This is a genomic window from Streptomyces sp. NPDC007907 (assembly GCF_042959365.1).
GTDB lineage: Bacteria > Actinomycetota > Actinomycetes > Streptomycetales > Streptomycetaceae > Streptomyces > Streptomyces indiaensis.
In genome coordinates, this window is the sequence record NZ_JBIBKR010000001.1 from 532,041 (window position 1) to 543,528 (window position 11,488).

Below are 11,488 nucleotides of genomic sequence, written 5' to 3' on the forward strand. Positions count from 1 at the left end.
TGGCGGGGTTCACCACCAGTCGGAGTCCAGGCGCCCCTCGATGGACCGGAGGTTCTCCCGGGAGCAGGCCTCGCAGAAGTGGCGACGGGCACCGTCCTCCACCGAGTAGGTCCAGGTGAGGGGCGGTCCTTCGGTCAGAACCTCGGCCGATGTGCCGCAGTGGGCACAGACGAAGCGCCGTGGCTTCGCGGCGGCCCCGTCGTCACTGCCTTGTGCAGCACTCGTCACCGCTGCCTCCTGAAGGACGCGTCATCGGGCGACGATATCCCCGGCCCGGCAACACGGTGGGCACAACGCCCTGCGCCCCCTCGTCGCACCGCCCCGGCCTGCACCCGCCCCTGGTCGTACAGGCAGGCACCGGTCCCGTCCCTCGCGAGCGGCGCCCGGGTTCGCTGGAGGCCCTGCGTCCCCCCATCGGCGCAACGCGACGCGTCCGCCATGCGCTGGAACGCGCCGCGGGGGCCGGTCCGTTCGACACGGATCGGCCCCCGCGGTGAGAGCTCGGCGGCGGCAGCCCGGCCCCTGGGCCGGGAAGCCCCGCTTCAGGTGCGGTGCATTACTGCATGACCGCCATGGCGAGCGCACGGCGGGCACGCAGCGAGGCGCGCTCCGCCCTGCGCTGCATGCGGCGGGCGGCCACCAGGCGCACGGCCAGGCGATCCCGCTCCGCCTCCTGCAGTCGCTCGCGCATATGCGCGCGAGCCATGGCTTCTGGGATGAGTTGCATCTCTCGGGTCCTGTTCTGACGCGAGTCCTTCGCGCCGCTGATGGTGAAGTCTTGGGTTGCGGAGCCGGCGGGCTCGTAAGTGGACGGCTTCATCGGGGCCTGCTTCTGGGGGTCGTGCGTGAGGGGGCGGTCGATCGTTCCTGTGGTGTTCATGCCGTGACCGGGTTCTTGCGCGGGCGGCCACGCGGCCGCTTCCGGGCGACGACGACACCCTGGACGAACAGCTCGCCACCCCAGACGCCCCAGGGCTCACGCCGCTCCTTGGCACCGGCGAGGCAGGCCTCGACCAACGGGCAGGTGCGGCAGAGGGACTTGGCGTACTCGACGTCCGCGGGCGACTCGGCGAAGAAGACCTCCGGGTCGTAGGAACGGCACGGGACGGGTACGCCGAGGTTCTCGATGGCGTCGTCGAGCGCGGTGAGCGCGGTGAGCGGGGTCAAGGCGGGGTCCTCCGTGGAGCCGGGCTTGGGGATCGTGTCGGAAGGCGGTACGGACGGGGCGTGCGCTTCGAGTTGCACGGTTCGTCTTCCTCGTCTGCTCGTGCCGGCCTGTTGGCCGAGGGGTGGTGGTACCGGGTTCTTTTCTTGTCCCGAGGCTCCTTCGGTCTGTCATCCCTGTTCAGGGACAAACAGAAGGGCCGCGGATCCCGGATGGGGTTCCGCGGCCCTGAAGGCGCCGGCCTGATCGATGATCAGGCTGGATCACTCCAGGGTTCTGGCCCACGGAAGGCCCACATCTGGTGGTGCTGCGTCGTCTGCTTCCGGAATCCGGCACCGGTCGCCGTAAAGGCATAGGCCTGTGCCTGTGCCGTTACTGCCGCTTCCAGTGCCTTGGTCGGTCGCTCATTGCGCTCACGAACGGGAAGGCCCGCAGGAGCGACGGAGGAGGACGCCGGACGGACGGCACGAATGCCGGACAGACCGGTGCCCAGGTTCGAAACGCCGAGCATGCACGCGGAGACGGCCGAGCGATCGGTCATTTTCACGATGCTGACGGAGCTGGTGTTGATGCTGATCACTGGACTCGCCTCCTCTCGGCGTCTCGGGGGACTGGATGAACCAGTCCGACGGATATGCAAGTACAACACGGAATCAGGGCCTCCGAGAAGGCCGCTGCTCTCGTGCCTAAGAACCTATGGGGATTGCTGGGGCATGCGCAAACTATTTTTTCGACGAGTTCGTGTCAGTCCTGATTCGTGCTCTCCGCGCCTGACTGGCCTGCGCAGATGGCCAGTACGTCGGCTCCGTAGCGGGTGAGCTTGCGCATGCCGACGCCCGGGATGCGAGCGAGCTCACGCTCATCGTCGGGGGCGGACTCGGCGATGGCCATCAGGGTCCTGTCCGTGAACACGCAAAAGGCGGGCTGACCGCTGCTGCGCGCCTGGTCGGCGCGCCACTGTCGCAGCCGCTCGTAGAGGCCCTCGTTCATGTCGGAGGGGCAGTCGTCGCAGCGCATCAGCTTCATCTCGCCGGGGTCGGTCAGCGTGCGGCCGCAGACCCGGCAGCGGGCGGGAACTCGCTGCACCCACCTCGGGGCGGAGCCCCTGGTTCCGGCAATTCCGCGCTCGATGCCGCCCGCCCCGCCGGCTGTGGCGCGCCCCGTGGTGGGCGTCGAGCCGGGGCGCAGTCCGTCGAGGAAACGGCTCGGACGGCGGTTGGGGCGGCCGCCGGGCGACCGGGAGAGCGCCCAGGAGACATGGAGGTGCTCGCGCGCGCGGGTGACACCGACATAGAGGAGACGGCGCTCCTCCTCGATCTGTTCGTCGGTCTTCGCGTAGGTGATCGGCATCATGCCCTCGGCCACACCCACCAGGAAGACGACGTCCCACTCCAGGCCCTTGGCCGAGTGCAGGGAGGCGAGGGTGACGCCCTGCACGGTGGGGGCGTGCTGCGCGTTCGCCCGTTCGTCGAGTTCGGCGACGAGGTCCGCCAGGGTGGCGCCCGGCTTGGCTGCGGCGAAGTCCTGGGCGAGGTTCACCAGGGCGGCCAGGGACTCCCAGCGTTCCCTGACCGCGCCCGAGCCCGCCGGTGGCTGGGGCGTCCAGCCCTCTCCCGACAGCACGGCCCGCACCTGGGAAGGGAGGTCGACGGCGTCGTCGAGGAGGGAGTCGTTGCCGCCGAAGCGGGCCGCGCCGCGCAGGGCGATGCCTGCCTTGCGCACCTCCGGCCGGTCGAAGAACCGCTCGGCGCCGCGCAGTTGGTAAGGCACGGCGGCGTCGGCGAGGGCCTGCTCATACGTCTCGGACTGGGCGTTCGTGCGGAACAGGACGGCGATCTCGGAGGCCGGGACTCCCGAGTCGATGAGCTCGCGGATGCGGCGGGCCGCACCCTCCGCCTCGGCGGGCTCGTCGGTGTACTCGGTGTAGACCGGCTCGGGTCCCGCGGCGCGCTGGGAGACGAGCTCCAGCCGGTGGTCGGCGGCCCGGCCCCGGGCCTGGGCGAGGAGGCCGTTGGCGAGGTGGACGACCTGCGGAGTGGAGCGGTAGTCACGGACGAGCTTGACGACGGTGGCACCGGGGTGGCGGGTGCGGAAGTCGAGCAGGTGGTCCGGGGTCGCTCCGGTGAAGGAGTAGATCGTCTGGCTGGCGTCCCCGACCACGCACAGGCTGTCCCGTTCGCCCAGCCACAGCTCCAGCAGGCGCTGCTGGAGGGGGCTGACGTCCTGGTACTCGTCGACCACGAAGTGCTGGTACTGGGCGCGGATCTGTTCCGCGATGTCGTGACGGTCCTGCAGGACGGCCACGGTCAGCAGCAGCACGTCCTCGAAGTCGATGACGGACCGCTCGCGCTTGACGTCCTCGTAGGCGGCGTAGAGCTGGGCGATCTCGGCCGGGTCGCGAGGGGACTCACGGCCCGCCTTGGCGGCGGCGGGAGCGTAGTCGGCGGGGACGGTCTGGGTGACCTTGGACCATTCGATCTCGGCGGTGACGTCCCGCAGCTCGCCGCGGTCGAGCCGGATGCGGCAGGCGGCCGCCGCATCGGCGACGAGCTGGATCTTGCGGTCGACGAGCCGGGGCATGGAGCCACCGACTGCTTTCGGCCAGAAGTACTGGAGCTGGCGCAGGGCGGCCGAGTGGAACGTGCGGGCCTGGACTCCGGCGGCTCCGAGCTGGCGCAGCCGGCCGCGCATCTCGCCGGCGGCGCGGTTGGTGAAGGTGACGGCGAGGACGCTGGAGGGGTGCAGGATGCCTGCGCGCACTCCGTAGGCGATGCGGTGGGTGATCGCCCGGGTCTTGCCCGTGCCGGCGCCCGCCAGGACGCACACCGGACCGTGCAGGGCCGTGGCCACCTCGCGCTGCTCGGGGTCGAGCCCCTCGAGCACGGCGTCGGCGGAGTCCGGTACCTGCGGGAACAGGGTGGAGTGCGGTGCTGGTGTCACACGGCCATGCTGCCAGGTCGCGCGAGACGGCAGCGCCGGTTGTCCACAGGCAGGCACTGACAGTCGTACGAATGCGGCAGGCGTCACGTCAGGCCGGGGCCCGGGTTCGGGAATGGCGGCCCACTCCCATACGTTCTGTCACTGCGACGACCCGCCCCGAGCCACCTGAGGAGTACGAGAGACATGCTGGGCACTGTGACGATGTACAGCACCACGTGGTGCGGCTACTGCCGCCGGCTGAAGAGCCAGATGGACCGCGAGGGCATCGCGTACACCGAGATCAACATCGAGCAGGACCCGGAGTCCGCCGCGTTCGTCGAGAAGGCGAATGGCGGAAACCAGACGGTGCCCACCGTCCTGTTCCCGGACGGCTCGACGCTCACCAATCCCTCGCTGGCCCAGGTGAAGCAGAAGATCGGCGCCTAGTCGCCGGGCACGCGTGCGGGGAAGGCGGCTCCTGAGACAGCTCAGGGGCCGCCTTCTCGTGGTTTGTCCCACACCGCGACGTAACGCCACAGCAGCGTGCGCCGGACGTCGCAGCCGGGCAGGAGACGGCGGAGCGCCCGTCTGATCTCCGTCCACGACATGTGCACGTCTTCCATGGGCATGCCGGCCGGGCTGTGCTTGCCGCCGTGCCGGTGGGCGTACAGCAGACTCACCGGCACGCCGCACGCGCTGATGAGCCAGTCCGGGAGCGTCCGGTTGGCGGCCATGCCGACGATCGTCAGGCGGCCGCCGGGCGCTGTCAGCCAGGCGAGGCGGGTGACGGCCTGCTCGAACGGGGCATGGTGGACCACGGCGACCGCGCTCACGAAGTCGTAGGCGGCCTCGGGCAGGGACTCGTCCGTGAGGTAGTCCGCCTTCCGGTACACCACGTTGCCGGGTACGTGCCGGTGCGCACGGGCAAGCCTGATCATTTCCGGAGAGCGGTCCACCCCTGTGACCGTGGTCGACCGTGCCGCCGGCTTGCGCGTGAGCAGCCCGTCGCCGCAGCCTGCGTCCAGGGCCGTGCGGCAGCCGTCCGGAACGGCGGCCAGGACCGCCGGATGGTGGTGGACGTTGTGGTTCCAGTACGGGTCGGTCATCCGGGCGGCCCCGTCATACGAAACTCCGCGTAGGAAGCGGCTTGCCGTACCAGAGTTCGATCAGGCGGGCCGCGATGGAGATGCCGTAGGGCGGGAGCACCTCGCCCGACTCGAAGGCGGCGTGCAGTTGCTCGCGGGAGAACCAGCGGGCCTCGTGGATCTCGTCGCCGTCGACCTCGATCTCGGTCGAGGTGGCGCGGGCCATGAAGCCCAGCATGAGGCTGGACGGGAAGGGCCAGGGCTGGCTGGCGACGTACTCGACCTGGCCGACGCTGATGCCGACCTCCTCGTGGACCTCGCGGCGCACCGACTGCTCAATGGACTCGCCGGGCTCGACGAAGCCGGCCAGCGTCGAGAAGCGGCCCTCGGGCCAGTGGACCTGGCGGCCGAGCAGGATGCGGTCGTCCTCGTCGGTCACGGCCATGATCACGGCGGGGTCCGTGCGCGGGTAGTGCTCCGCTCCGCAGGCCGGGCAGCGGCGGATGTGTCCGGCGGCGGCGATGACGGTGCGCTCGCCGCAGCGCGAGCAGAAGCGGTGCGTGCGCTGCCAGTTCTCCAGGCCCACCGCGTGCACCATCAGGCCCACGTCGCGGGCCGACAGCAGTGCGCCCGCCTCACGCAGGCCGGCCGGGCGAGCGGACTGGTCCATCCGTCCGGGCAGGGCGTCCTTCTGGAGGGCGAAGTAGCTGACGCCGTCCTCGTCGATACCGAGGAAGTAGCGGTGCGCCTCGGTGAGCGGGGCCTCGAAGGAGGGGGTCATGACGAGTTCGGTGCGCCCGTCCGCCGTCTCGTCGATGAGGACCTGTCCGCCGGAGACCACGAAGCAGCGCGTCGTCGGGTGGCTCCACGCCGCCGCGAGCCAGGCCTCGTCGAGCCGGTGGTGGGCGGCCCGGTCGATGCCGCTCGGGGCGGTGAGCGAGATGGGGCGGTCTGCGTTGTGGTCGGTCCAGGTGGTCACGGGTGTTTCCAACTCCCCGGTGCAACGGTCGGGTTCGGCAGGCGGTTCAGCGGGACGTACGGCGGGCGGCGACCGGGTCCGGCGGGCTCGATCGGTGCGGGGCGGCGCTTCCAGTGTGCCCCTCGCGCCCGACCGGCCCGGACGGAACGGGACGCTCAGGGCGCATGGTGCCAGTTCTCGGCGAGGTCACCCCACAGGTACGCGGTGGCCTCGACGCCTTTGAGGAGCAGGTCGAGTTCGACTTCCTCGTTCGGGGCGTGCCAGCCGTCGGAGGGGACGGAGATGCCCAGGAACAGCACCGGGGCGCCGAGGACGTCCTGGAGGTCGGCGGCCGGGCCGGAGCCGCCCTCGCGCGTGAAGCGGACCGGCTGCTCGAAGGCACGGCCCATGGCGCGGGTGACCGACCGGAGGGCCGGGTGGTCCAGCGGTGTCAGGCAGGGGCGCGTGGCTCCGCTGAACGAGATGTCGCAGCGGATCCCGGGTGGCACCTGCTGCTCCGCCCAGGCGCGGACGGCCTTCTCGACATGGCCTGGGTCCTGGCCCGCCACCAGGCGGAAGGACAGCTTCACCATGGCGGAGGAGGGGATGATCGTCTTGCTGCCGGGGCCTTGGTAGCCACCGCCGATGCCGTTGACCTCGGCGGTGGGGCGGGCCCAGATCCGCTCCAGGGTGGTGTACCCGGCCTCCCCCTGGGCGGCGTACGACTTGGCGGTGCGCAGCCACTGCTGCTCGTCGAAGGGCAGTTCCGCGAAGAGTTCGCGCTCCCGGTCGGTGAGTTCGACCACGCCGTCGTAGAAGCCGGGGATGGCCACGCGCGCGTGCTCGTCGTGCAGGGCGGCGACCAGGCGGGCGGCGGCCGTCGCCGGGTTGGGCACCGCGCCACCGAAGGAGCCGGAGTGGATGTCCTGGTCGGGGCCGTGCAGGCGTATCTCGCACTCGGCTAGGCCGCGCATGCCGGTGCACACCGTGGGGGTGTCCGCTGCCCACATGCCGGTGTCGGAGACGATCACGGCGTCGGCGGCGAGCCGCTCGGCGTGCTGCTCGACCAGGTCCCGGAAGTGCGGCGAGCCGGACTCCTCCTCGCCCTCGATCAGCAGCTTCAGGTGCACCGCCGGGGTGGTGCGGCCGGTGGCGGCGAGGTGGGCACGGACGCCGAGGGTGTGGAAGAAGACCTGTCCCTTGTCGTCGGCCGCGCCGCGCGCGTAGAGGCGGTTCCCGCGCTCGACCGGCTCGAAGGGCTCGCTGTCCCAGCCGTCCTCGCGGGCGGCGGGCTGCACGTCGTGGTGGCCGTAGACCAGCACCGTGGGCGCCTGCGGGTCGTCGCAGGGCCACTCGGCGAAGACCGCGGGGGCTCCCGGGGTCTGCCAGACCTCGGCCGTCGGGAAACCGGTCTGCCGCAGCTTCGCGGTGAGCCAGTCGGCGCTGCGTCGTACGTCGGGCGCGTGGTCCGGCTGGGCGGACACCGACGGGATGCGCAGCCACTCGGTGAGGTCGTCGAGGAAGGCGGCGCGGTGCTGCTGGATGTACGTACGGACGACGCTGTCCGGGGTCTGGCTCATGGTCACGAGCCTATCGGCCCGCGCCGACGTCCTCGGAGTGCGGTTCCTCACCGGCCCCCGCCCCCTTCCGCGCGCCGGTCTCCCCGTCGGACGGGTCCTCCAGCAGCAGCCGCTCCAGGGCGGCGAGGTCGGGCAGCTCCGGACGGACGACCTCCCCGCTGCGCACGTAGAGGAACGCGGCCGTGACGGACTCCGGCGGCACGCCCCGCTGCTCGGCCCAGGCCAGGCGGTAGACGGCGAGCTGCAGCGGGTCGGCGGTACGGGAACGGTTGGTCTTCCAGTCGACGATCTCGTACGTGGCGTCCTCCCCTTCGCCTTCCTTGTAGACGGCGTCGATGCGGCCCCGGACGATCCGGCCGGCGATCTCGAGCTGGAAGGGGGCCTCCACCCGGTGGGGGGTGCGGTGCGCGTACGGGGTGCGCTCGAAGGCTTCCTTGAGGGCTTCGAGGTCCCGTTCGTCGGCGATCTCGGCTTCGCTGCCGGGCAGCTCCTCCGGCTCCAGCAGGGGCAGCATGAGCTCTTCGAAGCGGGCCTCCACCCAGGCGTGGAAGCGGGTGCCGCGGCGGGCCGCGGGCTGGGGCGGGCGGGGCATGGGGCGGGCCAGCTCCTGGGCGAAGCCGTCCGGGTCGGCGGCGAGGCGCAGTAGCTGGGACGCCGAGAGCGACGCGGGGAGGGGGACGTCGGTGACGCCGTCGCGGGCGCGCAGGAGCTCGCCGGTGAGGGCGTCGAGATCGCGGTCCCAGGAGGCGATCGTGCGGGCCTCCTCCGGGCTGAGGCGCTGGTGATCTCCTGGGCTCGGTTGCCCGGGGGTCCTGGGGTGGGGGTGAGCGGCCTGGGGCTTCGGTGGGGCGACCTGGTGGGGGATGAAGGGGTCCGCGCCGAACGTGCCCTGATCGTCAAAGGGGGCACCGCCGAACGTACCCGGATCGTCGAACGGGTCCTCGCCGGGCGAGACGGGATCGTCGAACGGGTCCTCGCCGGACGAGACCGGACCGTCCGACGGGTCCTCGCCGGACGAGACCGGACCGTCCAACGGGTCCTCGCCGGACGAGACCGGACCGTCCAACGGGTCCTCGCCGGACGAGACCGGACCGTCCAACGGGTCGGGTTCGTCGTACGGGGCGTCATCGAACGGGTCGGGCTCGTCGTACGGAAACTCTTCGTGCGGCGGCGCATCGTCCCCGGGGGGTACCGGCCACTCCGGATCGTCGGCAGCGTCCGGGGTGTGCGTGGCCGCGGGACGGCCGTCCGCCTGGGAGGCGAGGTCCGCCAGGTGGGCCAGGACGGTCTCGGCGGCCGCGCGGCGGCGGGCCAGTGCCGTCTCGTCCAGGGGCAGGGGCCACACCTGGTCGGCCGTCGCCCGGTGCAGGGCCGGGTTCTCCTCGTCCTCGGCGGGTTCCTCCGCCCAGACCTCGATCTCGCCGTACCCGGCCTCGCAGTGCTCGTAGAGGGCCTTCAGGAAGTCGGACGGCCCACGGCGCTTCTTCTGGGTCGGACCCCACCAGTGGCCGGATCCCAGGAGGAGGGAGCGGGGGCGGGTGAAGGTGACGTATCCGAGGCGGAGTTCCTCGGTGTGCTGATGGTCCTTCATGGCCTCGTGGAAGGCCTTCAGTCCCTTGGCGTCCCAGGAGGCCACGTCGGGCAGGGTGTCGGCGTCGCCGCGCAGCCCGTGCGGCAGGACCTTGCCCTGGGAGGTCCACTTCTCGCGGCCCTGGCTGCTGGGGAAGGTGCCGGTGACCAGGCCGGGGACGACCACCACGTCCCACTCCAGGCCCTTGGACTTGTGCGCGGTGAGCACCTTGACGGTGTTCTCGCCGCCGGGCAGGGCGTTGTCGAGCCCCTTCTCGTACTGGGCGGCGGTGCGCAGGAAGCCGAGGAAGGCGAGCAGGGTCGCCTCGTTGTCGCCGGCGGCGAAGGAGGCGGCGACGTCGAGGAAGTTGGACAGGGTCTCGCGGCGGCGGGCGGCCAGGGCGTGCGGGGATGCCGACAGTTCCACTTCCAGGCCGGTGACGGCGAGGACGCGGTGCAGGATGTCCATCAGCGGGTCGGACAGGGAGCGGCGCAGCTCGCGCAGTTCGGTGGCCAGCCGGGCGAAGCGCACGCGCGCGTCGGGTGAGAACGGCAGTCCGTCGTCGTCCCCGCGGCCGTCCAGCGGGGTCTCCAGGAACGTGTCGAGGGCGTCGGCGAGGGAGATCACCTCGGACGGGTCGATCCCTTCGACGGCCTCGGCGAGCCGGCGGTCCTGATCGTCGTCGCCCACTCGCGCGTGGGCGACGAGGAACCGCGCGCGCCGCCCCAGCAGGGCGAGGTCGCGCGGGCCGATGCGCCAGCGGGGGCCGGTGAGCAGGCGCACCAGGGAGGCGTTGGCGCCGGGGTCCTGGAGGACCTCGCAGACGGCGACGAGGTCGGCGATCTCGGGCAGGTGCAGCAACCCGGACAGGCCGACGACCTCGACCGGGATGTCCCGGGCGACCAGGGCGCCCTGGATCTCCGCGAAGTCGGTCGCCGTGCGGCACAGGACGGCGATCTCGCCCGGTGCCGTCCCGGTCCGCACGAGGTGGGCGACGGAATCGGCGGCCCAGTCGATCTCCTCGGCGTGGGTGGGCAGCAGTGCGCAGCGGACCGTGCCGTCGCGTTCGGCGCCGGGGGCGGGCCGGAGGGCTTCCACGCCCGCGTGCAGTGCGCGCAGGGGTTCCGCGAGGCCGTTGGCCAGGTCGAGGAGGCGGCCGCCGCTGCGGCGGTTCTCGCTGAGCGCCTGGCGGGTCGCGGGGCGGCCGTCGGTGTGGGCGAAGTGCTCGGGGAAGTCGTCGAGGTTGGCGACGGAGGCGCCGCGCCAGCCGTAGATCGCCTGGCAGGGGTCGCCGACGGCGGTGACCGGGTGGCCGGTGCCCTCGCCGAAGAGGCCTGCCAGGAGGACGCGTTGGGCGACGGACGTGTCCTGGTACTCGTCGAGCAGGACCACCCGGAACTCGTCGCGCAGGAGGCGGCCCACCTCGGGGATCCCGGCGAGCCGGGCCGACAGGGCGATCTGGTCGCCGAAGTCGATCAGGTCCCGCTCGCGTTTGGCGGCCCGGTAGCGGGTGACCAGCTCGGCCAGTTCCCGCCGGGCGGCGGCCGCTTCGGGGACCTTGCGCAGGTCGGCGTTGCTGAGCTTGGCGCCCCGCAGGCTCAGCAGCAGTTCGGCGTCGTACGCGCGCAGGGCCTCGGGGCGTACGAGGTGCTCGGCGAGTTCGGCGTCGAGGGCGAGGAGGTCGCCGACCAGGTCGGGAAAGGAGCGGGTGAGGGCCGGGTAGGGCCCGGGGGCCTCGCGCAGGACGCGCGCGGCGAGCTGGAAGCGGGTCGCGTCGGCGAGCAGCCGGGACGTGGGCTCGAGACCGATGCGCAGGCCGTGGTCGGTCAGCAGACGGCCGGCGAAGGCGTGGTACGTGGAGATCACCGGCTCGCCCGGCGGGTTGTCCGGGTCGATGGCGTCCGGGTCGGTGACGCCGGCCTTGACGAGCGCCTTGCGGACGCGCTCGGCGAGTTCGGCGGCGGCCTTGTTGGTGAAGGTGAGACCGAGCACCTGCTCGGGGGCGACCTGGCCGGTGCCGACCAGCCACACCACGCGGGCCGCCATCACCGTCGTCTTGCCCGAGCCGGCCCCGGCGACGATCACCTGTGGGGCGGGCGGCGCGGTGATGCAGGCCGTCTGCTCCGGGGTGAACGGGATGCCGAGGAGCTCTTTGAGCTGTTCGGGATCGGTGATACGGGCGGGCACATCGAAAGGCTAGCGGCGGCCACT

General features: G+C 71.9%; 10 protein-coding genes. 1 reads left to right on the top strand and 9 read right to left on the bottom strand.

What is annotated here, in order from left to right:
* Positions 1–9: 9 nt before the first annotated feature.
* The 5 genes from ACFZDI_RS02465 to ACFZDI_RS02485 all read right to left on the bottom strand — a co-directional run bounded on the left by ACFZDI_RS02465 (position 10) and on the right by ACFZDI_RS02485 (position 4,162).
* Positions 10–228 carry a hypothetical protein gene (locus tag ACFZDI_RS02465; RefSeq protein WP_391247217.1) on the bottom strand — a complete coding sequence of 73 codons (219 nt, stop codon included), beginning with the start codon at positions 226–228 and terminating at the stop codon, positions 10–12.
* A gap of 328 nt (positions 229–556) precedes the next feature.
* Positions 557–880: a hypothetical protein gene (locus ACFZDI_RS02470; RefSeq protein ID WP_391247219.1), complete on the bottom strand. Its 324-nt coding sequence runs from the start codon at positions 878–880 to the stop codon at positions 557–559.
* Positions 877–1,245 (bottom strand): WhiB family transcriptional regulator, encoded by a 369-nt coding sequence (locus ACFZDI_RS02475; RefSeq protein ID WP_033313877.1) that lies wholly within the window; start codon positions 1,243–1,245, stop codon positions 877–879. The genes ACFZDI_RS02470 and ACFZDI_RS02475 overlap by 4 nt, the downstream gene beginning before the upstream one ends.
* Before the next feature lie 173 nt (positions 1,246–1,418).
* A complete protein-coding gene (locus ACFZDI_RS02480) occupies positions 1,419–1,745 on the bottom strand; it encodes a hypothetical protein (RefSeq protein ID WP_234850634.1) in 327 nt (108 codons plus the stop codon).
* A gap of 164 nt (positions 1,746–1,909) precedes the next feature.
* Positions 1,910–4,162, bottom strand: coding sequence for a UvrD-helicase domain-containing protein (locus tag ACFZDI_RS02485; RefSeq protein WP_391247222.1), 2,253 nt, complete (start codon positions 4,160–4,162; stop codon positions 1,910–1,912).
* 126 nt (positions 4,163–4,288) lie between these two features.
* On the opposite strand from ACFZDI_RS02485, the gene ACFZDI_RS02490 reads away from it, so the two are divergent.
* Complete coding sequence (locus ACFZDI_RS02490; protein WP_003992805.1) at positions 4,289–4,531, top strand: mycoredoxin; 243 nt, start codon at positions 4,289–4,291, stop codon at positions 4,529–4,531.
* Positions 4,532–4,572: 41 nt separating this feature from the next.
* Here ACFZDI_RS02490 and ACFZDI_RS02495 read toward each other — a convergent pair whose 3' ends face one another.
* From ACFZDI_RS02495 to ACFZDI_RS02510, 4 genes are all read right to left on the bottom strand, one after another.
* On the bottom strand, positions 4,573–5,190 hold the full coding sequence (locus tag ACFZDI_RS02495; protein WP_391247224.1) for a methyltransferase domain-containing protein: 618 nt from the start codon (positions 5,188–5,190) through the stop codon (positions 4,573–4,575).
* 13 nt (positions 5,191–5,203) lie between these two features.
* Positions 5,204–6,148, bottom strand: coding sequence for an NAD(+) diphosphatase (nudC, locus tag ACFZDI_RS02500; protein WP_391247226.1), 945 nt, complete (start codon positions 6,146–6,148; stop codon positions 5,204–5,206).
* A gap of 155 nt (positions 6,149–6,303) precedes the next feature.
* Positions 6,304–7,707: a dipeptidase gene (locus ACFZDI_RS02505; RefSeq protein WP_391247228.1), complete on the bottom strand. Its 1,404-nt coding sequence runs from the start codon at positions 7,705–7,707 to the stop codon at positions 6,304–6,306.
* A 10-nt stretch (positions 7,708–7,717) separates the two neighbouring features.
* The gene (locus ACFZDI_RS02510; RefSeq protein WP_391247230.1) at positions 7,718–11,464 is read right to left on the bottom strand and encodes a UvrD-helicase domain-containing protein; all 3,747 of its coding nucleotides are present in this window, start codon (positions 11,462–11,464) and stop codon (positions 7,718–7,720) included.
* Between the last annotated feature and the right edge of the window lie 24 nt (positions 11,465–11,488).

What these genes read in the sequence shown, in the direction of transcription:
- ACFZDI_RS02495 (WP_391247224.1), bottom strand. Translation starts at nt 5,190, where the DNA reads ATGACCGACCCGTACTGGAACCACAACGTCCACCACCATCCGGCGGTC.
- ACFZDI_RS02505 (WP_391247228.1), bottom strand. Translation starts at nt 7,707, where the DNA reads ATGAGCCAGACCCCGGACAGCGTCGTCCGTACGTACATCCAGCAGCAC.
- ACFZDI_RS02470 (WP_391247219.1), bottom strand. Translation starts at nt 880, where the DNA reads ATGAACACCACAGGAACGATCGACCGCCCCCTCACGCACGACCCCCAG.
- ACFZDI_RS02490 (WP_003992805.1), top strand. Translation starts at nt 4,289, where the DNA reads ATGCTGGGCACTGTGACGATGTACAGCACCACGTGGTGCGGCTACTGC.